The sequence below is a fragment of the Streptomyces sp. NPDC036813 genome, assembly GCF_055609245.1.
Map to the genome: position 1 here is coordinate 200,307 of NZ_JBVJPV010000010.1, position 23,467 is coordinate 223,773.

Genomic DNA, 23,467 nt, shown 5'->3' on the forward strand with positions numbered 1-23,467 from the left:
ATGAGCAAGATCCTGATCCGTGGTGCGAAGGTGCTCGGCGGCGAGCCCCAGGACGTCCTGATCGCCGGCGAGGTCATCGAGGCGGTCGGCAGCGGTCTGTCCGCCGACGGCGCCGAGGTCGTCGAGGCGGCCGGCAAGGTGCTGCTCCCGGGCCTGGTCGACCTGCACACCCACCTGCGCGAGCCCGGCCGCGAGGACTCCGAGACCGTCCTCACCGGCACGCGCGCGGCGGCGAGCGGCGGCTACACCTCCGTGTTCGCCATGGCCAACACCTTCCCCGTCGCCGACACCGCCGGCGTGGTCGAGCAGGTATGGCGGCTCGGCAAGGAGCACGGCTACTGCGACGTGCAGCCCATCGGCGCCGTCACCGTCGGCCTGGAGGGCAGGAAGCTCGCCGAGCTGGGCGCCATGCACGAGTCGGCCGCCGGCGTCACCGTCTTCTCCGACGACGGCAAGTGCGTGGACGACGCCGTGATCATGCGCCGCGCGCTGGAGTACGTGAAGGCCTTCGACGGCGTCGTCGCCCAGCACGCGCAGGAGCCCCGGCTGACCGAGGGCGCCCAGATGAACGAGGGCGTCGTCTCCGCCGAGCTGGGCCTGGGCGGCTGGCCGGCCGTCGCCGAGGAGTCGATCATCGCGCGGGACGTGCTGCTCGCCGAGCACGTCGGCTCCCGGGTGCACATCTGCCACCTGTCGACCGCCGGCAGCGTCGAGATCGTCCGCTGGGCCAAGTCCCGCGGCATCCAGGTCACCGCCGAGGTCACCCCGCACCACCTGCTCCTCACCGACGAGCTGGTGCGCACCTACAACCCGGTCTACAAGGTCAACCCGCCGCTGCGCACCGAGCGTGACGTGATGGCGCTGCGCGAGGCCCTCGCCGACGGCACGATCGACATCGTCGCCACCGACCACGCCCCGCACCCGCACGAGGACAAGGACTGCGAGTGGGCCGCCGCCGCCATGGGCATGGTCGGCCTGGAGACCGCGCTGTCAGTGGTCCAGGCGACCATGGTCGACACGGGTCTGCTGGACTGGGCCGGCGTCGCCGACCGGATGTCCGTCAAGCCCGCGCAGATCGGACAGGCCACCGGTCACGGCCGTCCCGTCTCGGCTGGTGAGCCCGCCAACCTCACCCTGGTCGACACGGAATACCGTGGCCAGGTGGACCCCGCGGGCTTCGCCTCGCGCAGCCGCAACACCCCCTACGAGGGGCGTGAGCTGCCGGGCCGTGTGACGCACACGTGGCTGCGGGGCAAGGCCACGCTCGTCGACGGGAAGCTCACGTGACACCTGCACCACTGCTCGCAGCCGCGGAGAAATCGGCACCGGTCACCGACTGGGCCGCACGCCTCGGCTGGGTGATCGGACTCCTCCTCTTCGTCGCACTCGTCTACTGGCTGATGCGCGAGGGCTGGAAGTGGCGCGGCACCCTGCAGGGTGACCTGCCCGAGCTGCCCGGCGCGCCCGCGGAGCCGGGCGAGGCGAAATTGACGATGAGCGGCCGCTACCACGGCTCCACCACCGCCGGACAGTGGCTCGACCGCATCGTGGCGCACGGCCTGGGCACCCGCAGCCGGGCCGAGCTCACCCTGACGGACGCGGGACTGGACGTCGTACGCCCCGGCGCGCGCGACTTCTTCGTCCCGGCCGCGCAGCTGCGCGGGGCCCGGCTGGACAAGGGCATCGCCGGCAAGGTCCTCACCGAGGGCGGACTGCTGGTGGTGACCTGGGCCCACGGCGACAAACTGATCGACTCCGGCTTCCGCTCGGACCACGCGGCCGAGCACACCGAATGGGTCGACACCCTGAACGACATGATCAACAAGACGGAAGGCGCACGATGACGACCTCCACAAGGGGAACCGAGAAGGTTCCCGCCGTACTCGTCCTGGAGGACGGCCGGATCTTCCGCGGCCGCGCCTACGGGGCCGTGGGGGAGACCTTCGGCGAGGCCGTGTTCTCCACCGGCATGACCGGCTACCAGGAGACCCTCACCGACCCGTCGTACGACCGGCAGATCGTCGTCGCGACCGCCCCGCAGATCGGCAACACCGGCTGGAACGACGAGGACGACGAGTCGGGCCGCATCTGGGTCTCCGGCTACGTGGTGCGCGACCCCGCGCGCGTGCCGTCCAACTGGCGCGCCAAGCGCTCCCTGGACGAGGAGCTGGTGAACCAGGGCGTCGTCGGCATCTCCGGCATCGACACCCGCGCCCTCACCCGCCACCTGCGCGAGCGCGGCTCCATGCGTGCCGGCATCTTCTCCGGCGAGGCCGTGAGGTCCGACGACGAACTGCTCGCCCTGGTGCAGGCCCAGCCCCAGATGAAGGGCGCCAGCCTGTACGAGGAGGTCGCCACCAAGGAGGCCTACGTCGTCCCGGCGGTCGGCGAGAAGAAGTTCACCGTCGCCGCGATCGACCTCGGCATCAAGGGCATGACCCCGCACCGCATGGCCGAGCGAGGCATCGAGGTGCACGTCCTGCCCGCGACCGCCACCGCCGACGACGTCTACGCCGTCAGCCCCGACGGGGTGTTCTTCTCCAACGGCCCCGGCGACCCCGCCACCGCCGACGGTCCCGTCGCCCTGATGCAGGCCGTGCTGGAGCGCAAGACCCCGCTCTTCGGCATCTGCTTCGGCAACCAGATCCTCGGCCGCGCCCTCGGCTTCGGCACCTACAAGCTGAAGTACGGCCACCGAGGCATCAACCAGCCGGTCCAGGACCGCACCACCGGCAAGGTCGAGGTCACCGCGCACAACCACGGCTTCGCCGTGGACGCGCCGCTCGACAAGGTCAGCGAGACCCCCTTCGGCCGCGCCGAGGTCTCCCACGTCTGCCTGAACGACAACGTCGTGGAGGGGCTGCAGCTGCTCGACCAGCCGGCCTTCTCCGTCCAGTACCACCCCGAAGCGGCCGCCGGCCCGCACGACGCCGCCTACCTGTTCGACCGCTTCGTTTCCCTGATGGAGGGCCAGCGTGCCTAAGCGCACCGATATCCAGTCCGTCCTGGTCATCGGCTCCGGCCCGATCGTCATCGGCCAGGCCGCCGAGTTCGACTACTCCGGCACCCAGGCGTGCCGTGTGCTGAAGGCCGAGGGCCTTCGGGTGATCCTCGTCAACTCCAACCCGGCGACGATCATGACCGACCCGGAGATCGCCGACGCCACCTACGTCGAGCCGATCACTCCGGAGTTCGTCGAGAAGATCATCGCCAAGGAGCGCCCCGACGCACTGCTGCCCACCCTGGGCGGTCAGACGGCGCTGAACACCGCCATCTCGCTGCACGAGAACGGCGTCCTGGAGAAGTACGGCGTCGAGCTGATCGGCGCCAAGCCCGAGGCGATCCACAAGGGCGAGGACCGCGACCTGTTCAAGGACGTCGTGGAGGAGGTCCGCAAGAAGATCGGGCACGGCGAGTCCGCCCGCTCGGTCATCTGCCACTCCATGGACGACGTCCTGCAGGGCGTGGAGACCCTCGGCGGTTACCCCGTCGTCGTGCGTCCCTCCTTCACCATGGGCGGCGCCGGCTCCGGCTTCGCGCACGACGAGGAGGAGCTGCGCCGCATCGCCGGGCAGGGCCTCACGCTCTCCCCGACCACCGAGGTGCTCCTGGAGGAGTCCATCCTCGGCTGGAAGGAGTACGAGCTGGAGCTGATGCGCGACAAGCACGACAACGTCGTGGTCGTCTGCTCCATCGAGAACTTCGACCCGATGGGCGTGCACACCGGCGACTCGATCACCGTCGCGCCCGCGATGACGCTGACCGACCGCGAGTACCAGGTGCTGCGCGACGTCGGCATCGCGATCATCCGCGAGGTCGGCGTCGACACCGGCGGCTGCAACATCCAGTTCGCGGTGAACCCCGAGGACGGTCGCGTGATCGTCATCGAGATGAACCCGCGCGTGTCCCGCTCCTCGGCGCTCGCCTCCAAGGCCACCGGCTTCCCGATCGCCAAGATCGCCGCCAAGCTGGCCGTCGGCTACACGCTGGACGAGATCCCGAACGACATCACCGCCGAGACCCCGGCCTCCTTCGAGCCGACCCTCGACTACGTCGTCGTCAAGGCCCCGCGGTTCGCCTTCGAGAAGTTCCCGCAGGCCGACTCCACGCTGACCACCACCATGAAGTCGGTCGGCGAGGCCATGGCCATCGGCCGCAACTTCCCCGAGGCCTTCCAGAAGGCACTGCGCTCCCTGGAGAAGAAGGGCAGCCAGTTCACCTTCGTGGGGGACCCCGGCGACAAGACCGCCCTCCTCGAAGAGGCCGTGCGTCCCACGGACGGCCGGATCAACACGGTCATGCAGGCCATCCGCGCCGGTGCCACTCCGCAGGAGGTCTTCGACTACACGAAGATCGACCCGTGGTTCGTCGACCAGCTGTTCCTGATCAAGGAGATCGCGGACGAGCTGGCCGATGCCCCCGAGCTGACCAGCGAGCTGCTCGCCGAGGCCAAGCGGCACGGCTTCTCCGACCAGCAGATCGCCGAGATCCGCGGCCTGCGCGAGGACGTCGTCCGTGAGGTCAGGCACGCCCTCGGCATCCGCCCGGTCTACAAGACGGTCGACACCTGCGCCGCCGAGTTCGCCGCGAAGACGCCGTACTTCTACTCCTCCTACGACGAGGAGACCGAGGTCGCGCGGCGCGAGAAGCCCGCGGTGATCATCCTGGGCTCCGGCCCGAACCGTATCGGCCAGGGCATCGAGTTCGACTACTCCTGTGTCCACGCCTCCTTCGCGCTGAGCGACGCGGGCTACGAGACGGTGATGGTCAACTGCAACCCGGAGACCGTCTCCACCGACTACGACACCTCCGACCGCCTGTACTTCGAGCCGCTGACGCTCGAGGACGTGCTGGAGATCGTCCACGCCGAGTCCCTCGCCGGCCCCCTCGCCGGTGTCATCGTCCAGCTCGGCGGCCAGACCCCGCTGGGCCTCGCGCAGGCGCTGAAGGACAACGGCGTGCCGGTCGTCGGCACCTCGCCCGAGGCCATCCACGCGGCCGAGGACCGGGGCGCCTTCGGCCGGGTGCTGAAGGAGGCCGGCCTGCCGGCTCCCAAGCACGGCACCGCCACCACCTTCGACGAGGCCAAGGCCATCGCCGACGAGATCGGCTACCCGGTCCTGGTCCGCCCGTCGTACGTGCTCGGCGGCCGCGGCATGGAGATCGTCTACGACGAGACCCGCCTGGCCACCTACATCGCCGAGTCCACCGAGATCAGCCCCACCCGTCCGGTGCTGGTCGACCGGTTCCTCGACGACGCGATCGAGATCGACGTCGACGCGCTCTACGACGGCGAAGAGCTGTACCTCGGCGGCGTCATGGAGCACATCGAGGAGGCCGGTATCCACTCCGGCGACTCGGCCTGCGCGCTGCCCCCGATCACGCTGGGCGGCTTCGACATCAAGCGCCTGCGCGCCTCCACCGAGGCGATCGCCAAGGGCGTCGGGGTGCGCGGCCTGATCAACATCCAGTTCGCGATGGCCGGCGACATCCTCTACGTCCTTGAGGCCAACCCGCGCGCCTCCCGGACCGTGCCGTTCACCTCCAAGGCGACCGCGGTGCCGCTCGCCAAGGCCGCCGCCCGCATCTCCCTGGGCGCGACCATCGCCGAGCTGCGCGCCGAGGGCCTGCTGCCGAAGACCGGCGACGGCGGCGAGCTGCCGCTGGACGCGCCGATCTCCGTCAAGGAGGCCGTGATGCCGTGGAGCCGCTTCCGCGACACCTCCGGCCGCGGTGTGGACACCGTCCTCGGCCCGGAGATGCGCTCCACCGGCGAGGTCATGGGCATCGACTCGGTCTTCGGCACGGCGTACGCCAAGTCGCAGGCCGGCGCCTACGGCCCGCTGCCCACCAAGGGCCGCGCGTTCATCTCGGTCGCCAACCGCGACAAGCGCTCGATGATCTTCCCGGCGCGCGAGCTGGTCGCCCACGGCTTCGAGCTGCTGGCCACCTCCGGCACCGCCGAGGTCCTCAAGCGCAACGGCATCAACGCCACGGTCGTGCGCAAGCAGTCCGAGGGCACCGGCCCGAACGGTGAGAAGACCATCGTCCAGCTCATCCACGACGGCGAGGTCGACCTCATCGTCAACACCCCGTACGGCACCGGCGGCCGCCTCGACGGCTACGAGATCCGTACGGCGGCGGTGGCACGCTCCGTGCCCTGCCTGACGACGGTCCAGGCCCTGGCGGCGGCCGTCCAGGGCATCGACGCCCTCAACCACGGCGACGTGGGCGTGCGCTCCCTCCAGGAACACGCCGAACACCTGATCGCGGCCCGCGACTAGCAGCCGACGAGGGGGACACCGGATCAACGGTGTCCCCCTCTTGGTGAGGACACCCATGTCGAGGACACCCATGTCTTCGTGAGGACACGCATGTACAAGATCTTCTTCAAGCTCTTCTTCGCGCGCATGGATCCCGAGCAGGCCCACTACCTGGCCTTCCGCTGGATCCGCCTGGCCGTCCGCATCCCGGTCCTGCGCACCTTCGTCGCCGCCGCGCTCGCCCCCCGCCACAAGGAGCTGCGCACCGAGGCGCTGGGACTGCGCATGCACGGCCCCTTCGGGCTCGCCGCCGGCTTCGACAAGAACGCCGTCGCGATCGACGGGATGGCGATGCTCGGCTTCGACCACGTCGAGATCGGCACGGTCACCGGCGAGCCGCAGCCCGGCAACCCCAAGAAGCGGCTGTTCCGCCTGGTCCCGGACCGGGCGCTGATCAACCGCATGGGCTTCAACAACGACGGCTCGCTGGCCGTCGCGGCCCGCCTGGCCTCCCGCAACCCCGTCTTCAAGACCGTCGTCGGCGTCAACATCGGCAAGACCAAGGTCGTCCCCGAGGAGGAGGCGGTCGCCGACTACGTGAAGTCGGCCGAGCGGCTCGCGCCGTACGCCGACTACCTGGTCGTCAACGTCTCGTCGCCGAACACGCCCGGACTGCGCAACCTCCAGGCCACCGAGGCGCTGCGCCCGCTGCTGACCGCCGTGCGCGAGGCCGCCGACCGCGCGGTCACCGCGCGCCGCGTCCCGCTCCTCGTCAAGATCGCGCCCGACCTGGCCGACGAGGACATCGACGCCGTCGCCGACCTGGCCGTGGAGCTGGGCCTGGACGGCATCATCGCCACCAACACCACCATCGCCCGTGAGGGCCTGGGCCTGCGCTCCGAGCCGACCCTGGTCAAGGAGACCGGCGGTCTGTCCGGCGCCCCGCTCAAGGAGCGCTCCCTGACGGTCCTGCGCCGCCTGTACGCGCGCGTGGGCGACCGCATCACCCTGGTGGGCGTCGGGGGCATCGAGAACGCCGAGGACGCCTGGCAGCGCATCCTGGCCGGCGCCACGCTCGTCCAGGGCTACAGCGCCTTCATCTACGAGGGTCCCTTGTGGATGCGCGCGATCCACAAGGGACTCGCCGCGCGCCTGCGCACCAGCCCGTACGCCACCCTCGCCGACGCGGTCGGCGCCGACGTGAGGAAGTCCGCATGACGTCGCACGAGCCCTTCGGCGCCCGCCTGCGCCGCGCCATGGACGAGCGCGGCCCGCTGTGCATCGGCATCGACCCGCACGCCTCCCTGCTCGCCGAGTGGGGCCTGAACGACGACGTGGCCGGTCTGGAGCGGTTCAGCCGCACGGTCGTCGAGGCCGTGGCGGACCGGGTGGCAGTGCTCAAGCCGCAGGCCGCGTTCTTCGAGCGCTTCGGCTCCCGCGGCGTGGCCGTGCTGGAGAAGGCGGTCGAGGAGGCGCGGGCGGCCGGCGCCCTGGTCGTCATGGACGCCAAGCGCGGCGACATCGGCTCCACCATGGCCGCGTACGCGGAGGCGTTCCTGCACAAGGACTCCCCGCTGTTCTCCGACGCCCTGACCGTCTCGCCCTACCTCGGCTACGGCTCGCTCAGCCCGGCTGTCGCGCTCGCCCGGGAGAGCGGGGCCGGCCTGTTCGTGCTGGCGCTCACGTCCAACCCGGAGGGCGGCGAGGTGCAGCACGCGGTGCGCGCCGACGGCCGCAGCGTGGGGGCGACCATGCTGGCGCACCTGGCGGCCGAGAACGCCGGGGAGGAGCCCCTGGGCTCCTTCGGCGCGGTCGTGGGCGCCACGCTCGGCGACCTGTCGTCGTACGACCTGGACATCAACGGGCCGCTCCTCGCTCCCGGCATCGGCGCCCAGGGGGCGACCCCGGCGGACCTTCCGCGGGTCTTCGGCGCCGTGGTGCGCAACGTGGTGCCGAACGTCAGCCGGGGGGTGCTGCGCCACGGCCCCGATGTCGTCGCTCTGCGTGACGCGGCGCAACGCTTCGCAGACGACGTCCGTGCCGCGGTGACGGCTGCCTGAGGGCCGGAGGTCCTCGTCGGAGCGGTCCGGCGAGGACTTCCGAGGTGATTTGAGTCTGGATACAGACTCAAATCCGGGGCAATATGTCCTAAATGTCCGTCCTGGCGGAGGCTGACCAGGACTTTTCCGCTGTTCTCGCTGACTCTGGCGGACTTGACCGCTAGTCTCCGACGTGTGGGGGCACCACCCACGCCCCCAAGGCTGTGGGGGAGAAACGGGCGAGCGTGTTGCTCGTGGCTCCCCAGGTGTGGGGCGTACTAGGTTCCTCACCGGTCCGTATCCGACAGTTCGACATCCGAGGTGACGTAGGCGTGGCTCTTCCGCCCCTTACCCCCGAACAGCGCGCAGCCGCGCTCGAAAAGGCCGCCGCGGCTCGCCGGGAGCGGGCCGAGGTCAAGAATCGACTGAAGCACTCCGGCGCCTCCCTGCACGAGGTCATCAAGCAGGGTCAGGAGAACGACGTCATCGGCAAGATGAAGGTCTCCGCTCTGCTGGAGTCCCTGCCGGGCGTGGGCAAGGTCCGCGCCAAGCAGATCATGGAGCGACTCGGTATCTCCGAGAGCCGTCGCGTGCGCGGCCTCGGCTCGAACCAGATCGCTTCCCTGGAGCGTGAGTTCGGCAGCACGGGGTCCTGAACCGGGTCCTGCCGGGCAGGGAGTCCCGGGCACTCCGGGATTGCTGGAATAATCGCTGCATGGCTGTAACACCCCGGGGGACGACCCCCGAGCCCCCGGACGTCCGTCCGCGGCTGACCGTGCTCTCCGGCCCCTCGGGGGTCGGCAAGAGCACGGTCGTCGCTCATATGCGCAAGGAACACCCCGAGGTCTGGCTCTCGGTGTCGGCGACGACCCGCAAGCCCCGCCCCGGCGAGCAGCATGGAGTCCACTACTTCTTCGTCACCGACGAGGAGATGGACAAGCTGATCGCCAACGGCGAGCTGCTGGAGTGGGCCGAGTTCGCCGGCAACCGGTACGGCACGCCCCGCGCGGCCGTGCTGGAGCGGCTGGAGAACGGCGAGCCCGTCCTGCTGGAGATCGATCTCCAGGGCGCCCGCCAGGTCAGGGAGTCGATGTCCGACGCCCAGCTGGTGTTCCTGGCCCCTCCCTCCTGGGAGGAGCTCGTACGCAGGCTCACCGGCCGTGGCACCGAGCCGCCCGAGGTCATCGAACGCCGCCTCGGGGTGGCCAGGACCGAGCTGGCGGCCGAGCCGGAGTTCGATACGACCTTGGTCAACACCTCCGTCGAGGACGTGGCGCGCGAGCTGCTAGCCTTGATGGACGTTGTGTGATCAAAACTGGTCACCTCGGTGTGATCAGAACTGAGTGTGATCAGAACTGGTCACCCTGACTGTTTTTTCCCATCCATCGGAAGGTAGAGCGTGTCCTCTTCCATCTCCGCGCCCGAGGGCATCATCAACCCGCCGATCGACGAGCTCCTCGAGGCCACCGACTCGAAGTACAGCCTCGTGATCTACGCGGCCAAGCGGGCCCGCCAGATCAACGCGTACTACTCGCAGCTCGGCGAGGGTCTCCTCGAGTACGTCGGTCCCCTCGTGGACACGCACGTCCACGAGAAGCCGCTCTCGATCGCCCTGCGTGAGATCAACGCGGGTCTGCTGACCTCCGAGGCCGTCGAGGGCCCGGGCCAGTAAGTCATATCTGCACACCGCAGTGGGTTTTTCCACAGGCCCGGCAGTCATGCTGCCGGGCCTGTGGTGTCTCATGGGGTTCAGACGTTATCCGAGGTCCGGGGAGTGACGGTGGACAAGCCGAAGGTCGTTCTGGGGGTCAGCGGCGGCATCGCCGCCTACAAGGCGTGCGAGCTGCTGCGCCGGTTCACCGAGTCGGGGCACGACGTCCGCGTCGTCCCCACCGCCTCCGCGCTGCACTTCGTCGGCGCGGCCACCTGGTCGGCGCTGTCCGGCAACCCCGTCTCCACCGAGGTCTGGGACGCCGTCCACGAGGTCCCGCACGTGCGCATCGGCCAGCGGGCCGACCTGGTGGTCGTCGCCCCGGCCACGGCCGACATGCTCGCCAAGGCGGCCCACGGGCTCGCCGACGACCTGCTGACCAACACCCTGCTCACCGCGCGCTGCCCGGTCGTCTTCGCGCCCGCCATGCACACCGAGATGTGGGAGCACCCCGCCACCCAGGAGAACGTGGCCACGTTGCGCCGGCGCGGCGCCGTCGTCATCGAACCCGCCGTCGGCCGGCTCACCGGCGTCGACACCGGCAAGGGCCGGCTGCCCGATCCGGCCGAGATCTTCGAGGTGTGCCGCCGCGTCCTGGCCCGCGGGGTGCGCGAGCCCGACCTCGCCGGGCGGCACGTCGTGATCAGCGCCGGCGGCACCCGCGAGCCCCTCGACCCGGTCCGCTTCCTCGGCAACCGCTCCTCCGGCAAGCAGGGCTACGCCCTCGCCCGCACCGCCGCCGCCCGCGGTGCCCGGGTCACCCTGGTCGCCGCCAACACCGGCGCGCTGCCCGACCCGGCCGGCGTGGACGTCGTGCCCGTCGGCACCGCCGTACAACTGCGCGAAGCCGTGCTCAAGGCCGCCGCGGACGCCGACGCCGTCGTGATGGCCGCCGCCGTCGCCGACTTCCGGCCGGCCGCCTACGCCTCCGGGAAGATCAAGAAGAAGGACGGCCAGGAGCCCGAGCCGATCGTCCTGGTGCGCAATCCGGACATCCTCGCGGAGATCTCCGCCGACCGCGCCCGGCCCGGCCAGGTGGTCGTCGGCTTCGCCGCCGAGACCGACGACGTGCTGGCCAACGGCCGCACCAAGCTGCGCCGCAAGGGCTGTGACCTGCTCGTGGTGAACGAGGTGGGGGAGCGCAAGACGTTCGGCTCCGAGGAGAACGAGGCGGTCGTGCTCGGCGCCGACGGCAGTGAGACGCCTGTCCCGCACGGCCCCAAGGAGGCACTCGCCGACACCGTCTGGGACCTCGTGGCCGAGCGCCTCGACTGACCCGCGTTCGGCCACTTGGCGTCCGCGACCCACCCCATCGGGTACGGAGCCACCCTGGTCAAGCCCGCTCGCCATTCGGCAGAATGCCCGTGCCGCAGGTCACACGGCTCCCGAGTGGCGAGACACGTGACCCGGCGGCCGAGCCTGACCGATAAACTGTTCACGGACGACGCCGGGCGCAGCCCCCGACCCGTCCGCCACCGATCAGCCAGCAGCCGCTGCAACCCCAGGGAGCGTTGTGTCCCGTCGCCTGTTCACCTCGGAGTCCGTGACCGAGGGTCACCCCGACAAGATCGCTGACCAGATCAGCGACACCATTCTCGATGCGCTCCTGCGCGAGGACCCGTCCTCCCGGGTCGCCGTCGAGACGCTGATCACCACCGGCCTGGTCCACGTGGCCGGAGAGGTCACCACCAAGGCCTACGCGGACATCGCCACCCTGGTCCGCAGCAAGATCCTCGAGATCGGCTACGACTCCTCCAAGAAGGGCTTCGACGGCGCCTCCTGCGGCGTGTCGGTGTCCATCGGCGCGCAGTCCCCGGACATCGCGCAGGGCGTGGACACGGCCTACGAGACCCGGGTCGAGGGCGACGAGGACGAGCTGGACCGGCAGGGCGCGGGCGACCAGGGCCTGATGTTCGGCTACGCGTCCGACGAGACGCCGACCCTGATGCCGCTGCCGATCTTCCTCGCGCACCGCCTGTCCAAGCGCCTCTCGGACGTGCGCAAGAACGGCACGATCCCCTACCTGCGCCCGGACGGCAAGACGCAGGTCACCATCGAGTACGACGGCGAGAAGGCGGTCCGCCTCGACACCGTCGTGGTCTCCTCGCAGCACGCCTCCGACATCGACCTCGAGTCGCTGCTCGCTCCCGACATCCGCGAGTTCGTCGTGGAGCCGGAGCTGAAGGCCCTGCTGGACGAGGGCATCAAGCTGGACACCGAGGGCTACCGCCTGCTGGTCAACCCCACCGGTCGCTTCGAGATCGGCGGCCCGATGGGTGACGCCGGCCTCACCGGCCGCAAGATCATCATCGACACCTACGGCGGCATGGCCCGCCACGGCGGCGGCGCCTTCTCGGGCAAGGACCCGTCCAAGGTGGACCGCTCGGCGGCGTACGCGATGCGCTGGGTCGCGAAGAACGTCGTCGCCGCGGGTCTCGCCTCCCGCTGCGAGGTGCAGGTGGCGTACGCGATCGGCAAGGCCGAGCCGGTGGGTCTGTTCGTGGAGACCTTCGGCACCGAGAAGGTCGACGTCGAGAAGATCGAGCAGGCCATCGACGAGGTCTTCGACCTGCGTCCGGCCGCGATCATCCGCGACCTGGACCTGCTGCGCCCGATCTACGCCCAGACGGCCGCGTACGGTCACTTCGGCCGTGAGCTGGCCGACTTCACGTGGGAGCGCACCGACCGCGTGGACGCGCTGCGCAAGGCCGCCGGCCTGTAAGCGGCGCCCTGCTTCACCGAGGCCCGGTTCCCCCGCGGGGAGCCGGGCCTTCGGCGTCCCCTCCGGTGCGCCCGCCGACGTTTCCTGCGGCGGCGCCCGCCACGGAGCGGGGCTACGCCTGGCGTGGCGGTCGACTCCGGGGGGCTGGCGGCGGAGCTGGATCGTGCCGCGCCTGGCGGGGGCCGCTCCGCGCCCCGCGTCTGGCGGGGGCCGCTCCGCGCCAGGTGGGCGCGGGCGGGCGGGCGCCCGGCGTGCAACGGCCGCGCGGGGGCCTGTATCGGCACGGTGCGCAGCCCGGCTGCGCCTGGCGTTCGGGATCTGCGCGTTGCACGGACCGGCCTGTCTGCGCCCTGCGTGGACCGACCCGTGCCTGGCATTCAGGGCCTGCGGCCGCGGTGGACCGGCCTGAGCCTGGCGTCCCCGGGGCCGCGCCCGGGCGGACCGGCTTGCGCCGGGGGTGGAGGGGGCCGCGCCCGGCATTGCGTGCCTGCGCCCGGTGGGCCGGCCTGGGTCTGGCGTCGCCGGAGCCGCGCCCGGGTGGACCGGCCTGTGCCTGGCATCCCTGGCCTGCGCCTCGCGTCCCCGGGGGCCGCGCCCGGGGTTGTCCGGCTTGTGCCGGGTGTGGAGCGGGCCGTGCCTGGCATTTCGGGCCTGTGCCCGGGGTGGGCCGGCCTGTATCTGGTGTCTCCGGGCCTGCGCCTGCCGAGGACCGGTCTGTGGTCTGTGCGTGGGATCTCCGGGGCCGCGCCCGGTGGGCCGGGGGTGGAGCGGGCTGTGCCCCACTGGTCCCCCCGGCCCGCGCCTGCCGTGGACCGGTCTGTGCCCGGGGCCCCGGGCCCTCGGTCGGTGCGAAGCTGCCGGGGCCGGGGGTGCGGGCCGGCGCCCGGTGTGGAGGGGCCGGTGCCGGGAGGTGGCACGGGTGCGGGTGGGCGTCGCTGTCAGTGGGGTTTGGTAAGAATGCAAGCGTGAGCAGCGAGAACGGGACGGGTGGCGAGGGCGCCGAGGGGGCGCCGCCGGAGCAGCTCGCGCTCATCCGGGAGAGCGTGCGCAAGGCCAAGGAGCCGCGGGCCAAGCCACGGACCTGGCGGGGCGCCGCACTCGCGCCCACGCTGCCGGTCGCCCGGGTGCTCGTCGACAAGGGCGTGCTCCACCTCGACCGGTACTTCGACTACGCCGTGCCCGCCGAGCTGGACGCCGAAGCACAGCCCGGCGTGCGGGTGCGCGTCCGCTTCGGGGCCGGGCGGCACCGGGTCCGCGAGGGGCGCCGCGAGGGCGGCGGACTGATCGACGGGTTCCTGATCGAGCGGCTTCCCGAGTCCGACTACTCAGGACCGCTCGCCGCGCTCGCCCAGGTCGTCTCACCCGAGCCCGTCCTCGGCGCCGAACTGCTCTCCCTCGCCCGGGCCGTCGCCGACCGGTACGCCGGCAGCCTCGCCGACGTCCTGCAGCTCGCCGTACCGCCGCGCAGCGCGCGGGCCGAGCAGCGGCCCTCGCCCGAGCCGCTGCCCCCGCCACAGGCCCCCGAGCCGGGTTCCTGGACCCGTTACGAAAGGGGGGCCGCCTTCCTGGAGGCGCTCGCCGCGGGGAACGCGCCGCGCGCGGTGTGGAACGCGCTGCCGGGACCCGAGTGGAGCGACGAGCTGGCCCGAGCCGTCGCCGCCACGCTGGCCTCCGGACGCGGCGCCCTCGTCGTGCTGCCGGACGGCCGGGCCGTGGCCCGCGTCGACGCCGCCCTGACCGCCCTGCTCGGCGAGGGACGGCACGCGGTCCTCACCGCGGACGCCGGGCCGGAGAAGCGGTACCGGGAGTGGCTCGCCGTGCGCCGCGGGTCCGTGCGGGCCGTGCTCGGCACCCGTGCCGCCATGTTCGCGCCGGTGCGGGACCTGGGCCTGGTCGCACTCTGGGACGACGGCGACGACAGCCACAGCGAACAGCACGCCCCGCAGCCGCACGCCCGCGAGGTGCTGCTGCTGCGCGCCGCCCAGGACAAGTGCGCCTTCCTGCTCGGCGGCTGGAGCTGCACCGTGGAGGCCGCGCAGCTCGTGGAGAGCGGCTGGGCCCGCCCGGTCGTCGCCGTGCGTGAGCAGGTGAGGGCCGCCGCGCCGCTCGTGCGGACCGTCGGCGACAGCGACCTCGCCCGGGACGAGGCCGCACGCGCGGCCCGGCTGCCGACGCTCGCCTGGCAGGTGGCCCGTGAGGGGCTGCGGCACGGGCCGGTGCTGGTGCAGGTGCCCCGCCGCGGATACGTGCCCCGGATGGCCTGCGCGCAGTGCCGTGAGCCCGCGCGCTGCCGGCACTGCGCGGGCCCGCTCGAGGCGCGGGACGCCGCGGGCGGCGGCGGGTCGCTGTGGTGCGGCTGGTGCGGGCGCGAGGAAACGCGCTGGCACTGCCCCGAGTGCGGCTCCTTCCGGCTGCGCGCCCAGGTCGTCGGAGCGCGGCGTACGGCCGAGGAGCTGGGCCGGGCGTTCCCGGCCGTCCCGGTGCGCACCTCGGGCCGCGAGCACGTCCTGGACACCGTGCCGGCCACGCCCGCGCTGGTGGTGAGCACGCCCGGCGCGGAGCCCGTCGCCGAGGGCGGCTACGCGGCGGCGCTGCTGCTGGACGGCTGGGCCATGCTCGGCCGTCCCGACCTGCGTGCGGAGGAGGACGCCCTGCGGCGCTGGATCGCGGCCGCCGCACTGGTGCGGCCGCAGAGCGCCGGCGGGACCGTCGCCGTCGTCGCGGAGGCCACTGCCCGGCCGGTGCAGGCGCTGGTGCGCTGGGACCCCGTCGGGCACGCGGTGCGCGAACTCGCCGAGCGGGCCGAACTGGGCTTCCCCCCGGTGTCGCGGATGGCGGCCGTGTCGGGACCGGTGGCGGCGCTGACGGACTTCCTCGGCGCGGTGGACCTGCCGGAGGAGGCGGAGGTGCTGGGGCCGGTCCCGGTTCCGGTCACCGCACCGGGGCGGCAGCGGCGGCCCGGTGCGCCGCCGCCGGGGGAGCACTGGGAGCGGGCGCTGATCCGGGTGCCGCCGGGCAGCGGGGCGGCGCTGGCCGCGGCACTGAAGGCCGCGCAGGCAGCGCGGATGGCGCGTGGGGGAGGGGAGCCGGTCTGGGTCCGGATCGACCCGCCGGACATCGGGTGACGCTCTGGGCGATCGGTCCGCCGCGCATCGGGTGAGTGGCCCGGTGCGGATGTCGGCCGACATCAGGCCGAGATACGTACGCGGCCCGTGCGTATCGTCCGGCATCGGGTGAGTGGTCGGGTACGGATCGACCCGTCCGGCATCCGGTGGGCGGCTGGGTGCCGGGCCGCCCCGACGACATCGGGCGAGCGGCGCGACCCCGGACGGCCGTCTGCCCTCCCGGAGGCGCCGGAAGGGCAGTTGACGGTGTGTCACCGCACGCGGGCGCTGCGCGGGCGTCAGCCGTTGCGCGGGGCCGGGAACGCCGTCGGCCTGGCGTCGTCCCGCAGGGACGTGCTGCCGGCCGTCGGCTGGGTCGGCATGGAACGGGCGGCCGGGACCGTGGGCACGACCGGGATGCCCGTGCCCACGTTCACCGTGCGGCTGCCCGCCGAATCCGGGGCGCGCTCGGCCTCGGCTGCGGTCTGCGCGGGGGCGCGCCGCGAGCCGTAACGGCGGTGGACCGCCTGCTTGGTGACGCCGAGCGCGGAGCCCACCGCGTCCCACGAGAAACCGAGCGAGCGGTCGAAGTCGACCGCGGCCGTCACCAGGGTCTCGACGCTGTCCCGCAGCTCCTGGGCGAGGCGGACCGTCGGCGCGGGAGCGCGTCCGTAGACGACGAACCCCGTGGAGGGGCCGGAGCGGCGCGGGCGGTAGACGTTGCCCAGCTGAGCGGTGAGCGTGCGCAGGGCGTCCACCTGCCGGCGGACCCGCTCGATGTCCCGCACCAGCAAGTGCAGGCTGGCCCGGGCCTGGGCGTCGTGGGTTGCGTGGTCGGCCATGAACAAGCCTCTCGAACCGGCGATGAAGAGAAGGGGGTCAACTCTTTCTTGACCAACGCGGGATCGCTCCGCGGGTCACGCAGTGGGGGCGTGCGGGCATATGACTGCGCCCCTGGAGGGCGGCCCGGCCTTCCACGCCCGATCCGGCACGGCCCTGGAACGATCGGCCACGGCGGCTTTCCCGGCATGGTCATAGACTGGTGCGCTGCCCGTCGCACGTCTGTCGTCCGAGAGGTCCGAACCCGCCCATGAAGCTCGTCTTCGCCGGTACCCCCGAGGTCGCCGTTCCCGCTCTGGACGCTCTGCTCGCCTCCGGGCGCCACGAGGTGGCCGCCGTCGTCACCCGGCCCGACGCGCCGGCCGGGCGGGGACGCAGGCTGGTGGCGTCACCCGTGGCGGAGCGGGCGGAGGAGGCCGGGATCGAGGTGCTCAAGCCCGCCAAGCCGCGCGATCCGGAGTTCCTGGAGCGGCTGAAGCAGATCGCCCCCGACTGCTGCCCCGTCGTCGCCTACGGCGCGCTGCTGCCCGGGGTCGCGCTCGACATCCCCGCGCACGGCTGGGTCAACCTGCACTTCTCGCTGCTGCCCGCCTGGCGCGGTGCCGCGCCCGTGCAGCACGCCCTCATGGCCGGCGACCAGATCACGGGCGCGTCCACCTTCCTCATCGAGGAGGGACTCGACTCCGGTCCCGTCTACGGCACCGTCACCGAGGAGATCCGGCCCACCGACACCAGCGGCGACCTGCTCACCCGGCTCGCCTTCGCCGGCGCCGGGCTGCTCGCAGCGACCATGGACGGCATCGAGGACGGCACGCTGAAGGCCGTACCGCAGCCCGGTGAGGGCGTCACCCTGGCCCCGAAGATCACGGTCGAGGACGCCCGCGTCGACTGGGCGGCGCCCGCGCTGCGCGTCGACCGGGTCGTGCGCGGCTGCACCCCGGCCCCCGGTGCCTGGACCACCTTCCGCGGCGAGCGGCTGAAGCTCATTCAGGTCGCGCTGCTGACCGACCGCACCGACCTTGCGCCCGGCGCCCTCGACATCGGCAAGAACCACGTCCACGTCGGCACCGGTTCGCACGCCGTGGAGCTGCTGTGGGTGCAGGCCCAGGGCAAGAAGCCGATGCGCGCGGCGGACTGGGCGCGCGGTGTGAGGATCGCCGCGGGGGAGACCCTCGGCGCGTAACGCGGCGACCTGCGGGACGTAGGCTGGACGGACAGCCCGTTCTGACATCCGGAGCACCTTTTTCGTGAGCGACACCCCCGGCACCTCCCGCAGGCCGCGCAAGCCCGCCAAGCCCTACCGCCGTCCCCAGCGGGACCCCGTGCGCATCCTCGCCTTCGAGGCGCTGCGCGCGGTGGACGAGCGCGACGCCTACGCCAACCTCGTGCTGCCCCCGCTGCTGCGCAAGGCGCGGGAGCAGGAGGGACCCGAGAAGTTCGACGCGCGGGACGCCGCTTTGGCGACCGAGCTGGTCTACGGCACACTGCGCCGGCAGGGGACGTACGACGCGGTCATCGCGGCCTGCGTCGACCGGCCCCTGCGCGAGGTGGATCCGCCGGTGCTGGACGTGCTGAGCCTCGGCGCGCACCAGCTGCTCGGCACGCGCATCCCCACGCACGCCGCCGTGTCCTCCACCGTGGAGCTCGCCCGGGTGGTGCTCGGCGACGGCCGGGCCAAATTCGTCAACGCCGTCCTGCGCAAGGTCGCCCAGCGCGACTTCGACGCCTGGCTCGCCGAGGTCGCCCCGCCCTACGACGACGACCCCGAGGACCACCTCGCCGTCGTGCACGCGCACCCGCGCTGGGTCGTCTCCGCACTGTGGGACTCCCTCGGCGGCGGCCGCGAGGGCATCGAGCGGCTGCTGGCGGCCGACAACGAGCGGCCCGAGGTCACCCTGGTCGCCCGGCCCGGCCGGGCCACCGCCGAGGAACTGCTGCGCGAGGAGGCCGCGGTGGCAGGGCGCTGGTCGCCGTACGCCGTACGCCTGACCGAGGGCGGCGAGCCGGGGGCCGTGGAGGCCGTGCGCGAGGGGCGCGCGGGCGTGCAGGACGAGGGCAGCCAGCTCGTCGCACTCGCGCTCGCCAACGCGCCCGTCGAGGGACGCGACCGGCTGTGGCTGGACGGCTGCGCCGGCCCCGGCGGCAAGGCCGCCCTCCTCGGCGCCCTCGCCGCCCAGCGGGGGGCCGCGCTGCTGGCCTCCGAGAAGCAGCCGCACCGCGCCGGACTGGTCGCCAAGGCGCTGGCCGGCAACCCGGGGCCGTACCAGGTCATCGCCGCCGACGGCACCCGGCCTCCCTGGCGTCCCGGCAGCTTCGACCGGGTCCTCGTGGACGTGCCCTGCACCGGCCTCGGCGCCCTGCGCCGCCGCCCCGAGGCCCGCTGGCGCCGCCGCCCCGAGGACCTCGACGCCTTCGCACCCCTGCAGCGCGGCCTGCTGCGCACGGCCCTGGAGTCGGTACGCGTCGGCGGCGTCGTCGGCTACGCCACGTGCTCCCCGCATCTGGCCGAGACGAGGGCCGTCGTGGCCGACCTGCTCAAGCAGTTCCCGGACACGGAGCTGCTCGACGCCCGCCCCCTCCTGCCGGACGTCCCCGACCTCGGCGACGGCCCCGACATCCAGCTCTGGCCGCACATCCACGGCACGGACGCGATGTACCTGGCGCTCATCCGCCGGACCGGCTGACCTCGCTCTCCCTCGGCGCCGGGGTGCCGTCCCGGTGCGCCAAGGGGTGCGGCCACCAGACCTTCCTGCCCACGTCCAGGAACAGGGACGTCACCAGGACCGACCGCACCACGAAGGTGTCCAGCAGGACGCCGAGGGCGACCGCGAAGCCGATCTCCGCGAACCCCACCATGGGCAGGGTGCCGAGAGCGGCGAAGGTGCCCGCGAGAACCAGACCCGCCGAGGTGATCACGGCGCCGGTGGCGGCGAGGGCCGTCACCACGCCCGGCCGGGTGCCGCGCCGGATCGCCTCCTCACGGACGCGGGTGGTCAGGAAGATGTTGTAGTCGATGCCGAGCGCCACCAGGAACACGAAGACGAAGAGCGGAAAGGACACGTCCTCGCCCGCGTAGTGGAAGACGTGCCGGAACGCCAGGGCGCTCAGACCCAGTGCGGTGGCCAGCGACAGCACCACCGTGCCGACCAGCAGCAGCGGGGCCACCAGCGCGCGCAGCAGGACGCCGAGCACGAGCAGGACGACGGCCAGGACGAGCGGGATGACCAGGTAGTTGTCGTGCGTCTGGGCGTTGTCCATGTCCAGCAGGGCCGCTGTGCCGCCGCCCACCCGCGCGTCGGCGCCGGGCACGGCGTGCACGGCGTCACGGACCCGTTCCACGGTCGTCTTGGCGGCAGCGCTGTCGGCCGGGTCCCGCATGGTCGCCTCGAACAGCACCTTGCCGTCGTGTACCGGCGCGGCACCCGGCGGCACGCCGATGCTGGCCGGTACGACGGCCGGGTCCGCGGCGACCGTGCGGCCCACCCGCTCGGCCTGCGCGGCGTTGGAGACGATCACGAGGGGATCGCCGGTGCCGGCCGGGAACCAGCGCGCCGACACCTCCTGGCCGACGATCGAGTCCGGTCTGCCGGTGAAGGCGTCCGCGTTGGGGATGCCCGACGCGCGCAGCTGCAGCAGCCCGAGCGACAGGGCGGCCAGCACCGCGGCCGTCACGCTCCACACCAGGCGCGGGCGGCGCGCGATCCGGCGGCCCATCCGGGCCCACACGCCCCGCTCGGTCGGGTCCGCCGAGCCGTGGTGCGGGATCACCGGCCAGAAGATCCAGCGGCCCAGGCACACCAGCAGCGCCGGGAACAGCGTCAGCATCACCAGCAGCGCCACCAGCACGCCGATCGCCGCCACCGGGCCGAGGCCCCGGGTCGAGTTCATCTCGGCCACCAGCAGCACCAGCATGCTCAGCACGACCGTCGCCCCGGAGGCCAGCACCGCCGGGCCCGCCCGGTTCAGGGCGCGGCGCATCGCCTCGTGCCGGTCCTCGTGGCGCCGCAGCTCCTCCCGGTAGCGGGCGACCAGCAGCAGCGCGTAGTCGGTGCCGGCACCGAAGACGAGCACGGTCAGGATGCCCGCGCTCTGCCCGTTGACGGTCAGGCCGGCGTGCCGGGCCAGCAGGTAGATCAGGGCCTGGGCGGTGAACAGGGAGACGACCACACCGAGCAGCGGCACGAAGAGCAGGACGGGGCTGCGATAGGTCAGCAGCAGCATCACGATCACCACGGCCATCGCCGAGAACAGCAGCGTGGAGTCGATGCCCGCGAACGCCTCGGCGAAGTCCGCCGACGTGCCGCCGGGGCCGGTGATGTGCACGGCGAGACCGGCGCCGCCGTCGCCCACCCGGTCGCGGATCGAGTCGACGGCGGGCGAGATGCGCTGCCAGCCGGAGGCGTCCATCGTGATCGGCACGTAGATCTGGGCGGCCCGGGGGGCGGCGGGCCGGTCGAAGACGGGGCCGCGGGTCTCGAGCCCGCGCACGCCGTGGTCGTGCAGCGTGCGCAGTTGGGCCGTGTCCTCGGCGATCTGCCTGCGGTCCTGGACCGTGAGGCCGCCGTCGCGGGCGTAGACGACGACGGCGGGGATCTGCTCCGGCCGGAAGTCCTCCGAGAGGTTCAGCACCTGCGTGGACTCCGCGGAGCCGGGCAGCCAGGACTGGGCGTCGTTGTCCTGGGCGTCGTTCAGCTTGGCTCCGAAGGGAGCGGCGATCACCAAGGCCACGAGCCACAGCGCCACGACGACCCACTTGGACCGGCGTCCGCACACCAAGCGGATCGCCGACTGCTTCCAGCTTGCGAGCTGCCTCATGGCGCCTCCGGGGGGTCCGGCACCGTGCGGGTCAGTCATCCAGCATGGCACCGCGGGGTCCACCGGACCATTCGGTGCGGTGTCCGGCCATGGGCCGGGGGCGAACAACCGTGCCCGGGCATGGCAGGCTTAGGCCATGGCCGTGCAGATCAACCCCAGCATCCTGTCCGCCGACTTCGCCCGCCTCGCGGACGAGGCGAAGGCGGTGGAGGGAGCCGACTGGCTCCACGTCGACGTCATGGACAACCATTTCGTCCCCAACCTCACGCTCGGCGTGCCGATCGTGGAGTCCCTGGCCCGTGCGACGGACACCCCGCTGGACTGCCATCTGATGATCGAGGACCCCGACCGCTGGGCGCCCCAGTACGTCGAGGCCGGTGCCGGGTCCGTGACGTTCCACGTCGAGGCCGCCGCCGCGCCCGTGCGGCTCGCCCGGGAGATCCGCGCCAAGGGCGCCCGCGCCTCCATGGCTCTGAAGCCGGCGACGCCGATCGAGCCGTACGAGGATCTGCTGCCCGAGCTGGACATGCTGCTGATCATGACGGTCGAGCCGGGCTTCGGGGGGCAGGCCTTCCTGGACATCATGCTGCCGAAGATCCGCCGCACCCGTGAGCTGATCGGCAAGCACGGCCTCCAGCTCTGGCTCCAGGTCGACGGCGGTGTCTCGGCGTCCACGATCGAGCAGTGCGCCGACGCGGGCGCCGACGTCTTCGTCGCCGGGTCCGCGGTCTACGGTGCGAAGGACCCCGCCGACGCGGTCCGTGCCCTGCGCCGGCAGGCGGAGTCGGCCACCGCCAAGGCGAGCTGGGCATGCGACCACTGACCGACGGATACGTGAACGACCGCCATCAGGGCTGATCGACCGCGCCGGATCTGCAAGGATGAACGGCGAATCCAGAATGTGAACAGCAGTGAGGAGAACGCCGTGTCGGGTATGTCGGCGGGCCGGTCAGCCATGCGGATGGGACCCGCTGAGCTGGTGCAGGCGGCGGCCATGGCCCGCCGCTTCTACCTCGAGGGCAAGTCCAAGATCCAGATCGCGGAGGAGTTCGGCGTCAGCCGCTTCAAGGTGGCCCGGGTCCTGGAGACGGCCCTCGAACGGGACCTCGTACGCATCGAGATCCGCGTGCCGGCCGAACTGGACGCCGAGCGCTCCGACGCGCTCCGCGCCCGTTACGGCCTCAGGCACGCCGTAGTGGTCGAGTCCCCGCCCGAGTCGGAGGAGACCCCCGACCCGGAGAACCTGGGCGAGGTCGCCGCCGACCTGCTCGGCGAGCTGGTGAACGAGGGGGACGTGCTGGGCCTGGCCTGGGGCCGGTCCACCATCCACATGGCCGCGGCCCTCGACCGGCTGCCGCCCTGCACGGTCGTGCAGCTGACGGGCGTGTACGACGCCGGGACCGCCGAGCGCGGCTCGGTGGAAGCCGTGCGCCGCGCCGCACAGGTCTCCGGCGGCGACGCCCACCCCATCTACGCGCCGATGCTGCTGCCGGACGCGGCCACCGCGGTGGCGCTGCGCAACCAGACCGGGATCGCCCGGGCCTTCGAGTACTTCGACAAGGTCACGGTCGCCTGCGTCTCCATCGGTTCCTGGGAGCCGGGCATCTCCACCGTGCACGACATGCTCTCCGAGGAGGAGCGCGCCCACTACGCCTCGCTCGGCGTGGCCGCCGAGATGTCCGCGCACCTCTTCGACGCCGAGGGCCGCCGGGTCGGGCGGGACCTGGGGGAGCGGTGCATCACTGTCAAGGCCGACCAGCTGCGCCGTATCCCGGAGGTCGTGGCGATCGCGGGAGGGCAGCGCAAGGCGTCAGCGATCGACGCGGTGCTGCGGTCCGGACTCGTCACCAGCCTGGTCACGGACACCTCGGCCGCCGACTACCTGATGACCGCGGGCCCCACGCCGAAGCCGGCGCTCAACCGGGCGGACCCCGACGGGGTCTGACCGCGCGTGGGACGGGGGCGGCCGTGGC

At 72.5% G+C, this 23,467-nt stretch carries 18 protein-coding genes; 16 read left to right on the forward strand and 2 right to left on the reverse strand.

Features of this window, described 5'->3' with window-relative positions; translation table 11 throughout:
- From ACZ67Q_RS22015 to ACZ67Q_RS22070, 12 genes are all read left to right on the forward strand, one after another.
- Nucleotides 1-1,287 (forward strand): dihydroorotase, encoded by a 1,287-nt coding sequence (locus ACZ67Q_RS22015; protein WP_471184638.1) that lies wholly within the window; start codon nucleotides 1-3, stop codon nucleotides 1,285-1,287.
- Nucleotides 1,284-1,844 (forward strand): PH-like domain-containing protein, encoded by a 561-nt coding sequence (locus ACZ67Q_RS22020; RefSeq protein WP_471184640.1) that lies wholly within the window; start codon nucleotides 1,284-1,286, stop codon nucleotides 1,842-1,844. Before ACZ67Q_RS22015 ends, ACZ67Q_RS22020 begins: the two co-directional genes overlap by 4 nt.
- The gene (carA, locus tag ACZ67Q_RS22025; RefSeq protein WP_471184642.1) at nucleotides 1,841-2,983 is read left to right on the forward strand and encodes a glutamine-hydrolyzing carbamoyl-phosphate synthase small subunit; all 1,143 of its coding nucleotides are present in this window, start codon (nucleotides 1,841-1,843) and stop codon (nucleotides 2,981-2,983) included. Before ACZ67Q_RS22020 ends, carA begins: the two co-directional genes overlap by 4 nt.
- Nucleotides 2,976-6,284 (forward strand): carbamoyl-phosphate synthase large subunit, encoded by a 3,309-nt coding sequence (gene carB / locus ACZ67Q_RS22030; RefSeq protein ID WP_471184645.1) that lies wholly within the window; start codon nucleotides 2,976-2,978, stop codon nucleotides 6,282-6,284. Before carA ends, carB begins: the two co-directional genes overlap by 8 nt.
- Nucleotides 6,285-6,374: 90 nt before the next feature.
- Nucleotides 6,375-7,481: a quinone-dependent dihydroorotate dehydrogenase gene (locus ACZ67Q_RS22035; RefSeq protein ID WP_471184852.1), complete on the forward strand. Its 1,107-nt coding sequence runs from the start codon at nucleotides 6,375-6,377 to the stop codon at nucleotides 7,479-7,481.
- Entirely contained in the window at nucleotides 7,478-8,323 is an 846-nt protein-coding gene (pyrF, locus tag ACZ67Q_RS22040) for an orotidine-5'-phosphate decarboxylase (RefSeq protein ID WP_471184647.1), read from the forward strand. The genes ACZ67Q_RS22035 and pyrF overlap by 4 nt, the downstream gene beginning before the upstream one ends.
- 311 nt (nucleotides 8,324-8,634) lie before the next feature.
- The gene (locus ACZ67Q_RS22045) at nucleotides 8,635-8,958 is read left to right on the forward strand and encodes an integration host factor (protein WP_003977346.1); all 324 of its coding nucleotides are present in this window, start codon (nucleotides 8,635-8,637) and stop codon (nucleotides 8,956-8,958) included.
- A 59-nt stretch (nucleotides 8,959-9,017) separates the two neighbouring features.
- A complete protein-coding gene (gmk, locus tag ACZ67Q_RS22050; protein ID WP_361635051.1) occupies nucleotides 9,018-9,611 on the forward strand; it encodes a guanylate kinase in 594 nt (197 codons plus the stop codon).
- Between the two features lie 90 nt (nucleotides 9,612-9,701).
- Nucleotides 9,702-9,974 carry a DNA-directed RNA polymerase subunit omega gene (gene rpoZ, locus ACZ67Q_RS22055; RefSeq protein ID WP_004933985.1) on the forward strand — a complete coding sequence of 91 codons (273 nt, stop codon included), beginning with the start codon at nucleotides 9,702-9,704 and terminating at the stop codon, nucleotides 9,972-9,974.
- Between the two features lie 108 nt (nucleotides 9,975-10,082).
- The gene (coaBC, locus tag ACZ67Q_RS22060) at nucleotides 10,083-11,288 is read left to right on the forward strand and encodes a bifunctional phosphopantothenoylcysteine decarboxylase/phosphopantothenate--cysteine ligase CoaBC (RefSeq protein ID WP_471184651.1); all 1,206 of its coding nucleotides are present in this window, start codon (nucleotides 10,083-10,085) and stop codon (nucleotides 11,286-11,288) included.
- 238 nt (nucleotides 11,289-11,526) lie between these two features.
- Nucleotides 11,527-12,735, forward strand: coding sequence for a methionine adenosyltransferase (gene metK, locus ACZ67Q_RS22065; protein ID WP_363265057.1), 1,209 nt, complete (start codon nucleotides 11,527-11,529; stop codon nucleotides 12,733-12,735).
- A 965-nt stretch (nucleotides 12,736-13,700) separates the two neighbouring features.
- On the forward strand, nucleotides 13,701-15,860 hold the full coding sequence (locus ACZ67Q_RS22070) for a primosomal protein N' (RefSeq protein ID WP_471184653.1): 2,160 nt from the start codon (nucleotides 13,701-13,703) through the stop codon (nucleotides 15,858-15,860).
- A 278-nt stretch (nucleotides 15,861-16,138) separates the two neighbouring features.
- Here ACZ67Q_RS22070 and ACZ67Q_RS22075 read toward each other — a convergent pair whose 3' ends face one another.
- Complete coding sequence (locus ACZ67Q_RS22075; RefSeq protein WP_471184656.1) at nucleotides 16,139-16,681, reverse strand: hypothetical protein; 543 nt, start codon at nucleotides 16,679-16,681, stop codon at nucleotides 16,139-16,141.
- 248 nt (nucleotides 16,682-16,929) lie between these two features.
- Between ACZ67Q_RS22075 and fmt the strand changes: the two genes are divergently transcribed.
- Together fmt and ACZ67Q_RS22085 are read left to right on the forward strand one after the other, a co-directional pair.
- The gene (gene fmt, locus ACZ67Q_RS22080) at nucleotides 16,930-17,862 is read left to right on the forward strand and encodes a methionyl-tRNA formyltransferase (RefSeq protein WP_471184658.1); all 933 of its coding nucleotides are present in this window, start codon (nucleotides 16,930-16,932) and stop codon (nucleotides 17,860-17,862) included.
- Nucleotides 17,863-17,926: 64 nt separating this feature from the next.
- The gene (locus tag ACZ67Q_RS22085) at nucleotides 17,927-19,363 is read left to right on the forward strand and encodes an RsmB/NOP family class I SAM-dependent RNA methyltransferase (protein WP_471184660.1); all 1,437 of its coding nucleotides are present in this window, start codon (nucleotides 17,927-17,929) and stop codon (nucleotides 19,361-19,363) included.
- Here the strand turns inward: ACZ67Q_RS22085 and ACZ67Q_RS22090 are convergent.
- Complete coding sequence (locus ACZ67Q_RS22090; RefSeq protein ID WP_471184663.1) at nucleotides 19,344-21,494, reverse strand: MMPL family transporter; 2,151 nt, start codon at nucleotides 21,492-21,494, stop codon at nucleotides 19,344-19,346. The genes ACZ67Q_RS22085 and ACZ67Q_RS22090 overlap by 20 nt on opposite strands.
- Before the next feature lie 136 nt (nucleotides 21,495-21,630).
- On the opposite strand from ACZ67Q_RS22090, the gene rpe reads away from it, so the two are divergent.
- Entirely contained in the window at nucleotides 21,631-22,317 is a 687-nt protein-coding gene (gene rpe / locus ACZ67Q_RS22095; protein ID WP_471184665.1) for a ribulose-phosphate 3-epimerase, read from the forward strand.
- A 78-nt stretch (nucleotides 22,318-22,395) separates the two neighbouring features.
- The gene (locus ACZ67Q_RS22100) at nucleotides 22,396-23,439 is read left to right on the forward strand and encodes a sugar-binding transcriptional regulator (RefSeq protein ID WP_469816008.1); all 1,044 of its coding nucleotides are present in this window, start codon (nucleotides 22,396-22,398) and stop codon (nucleotides 23,437-23,439) included.
- Nucleotides 23,440-23,467 lie beyond the last annotated feature (28 nt).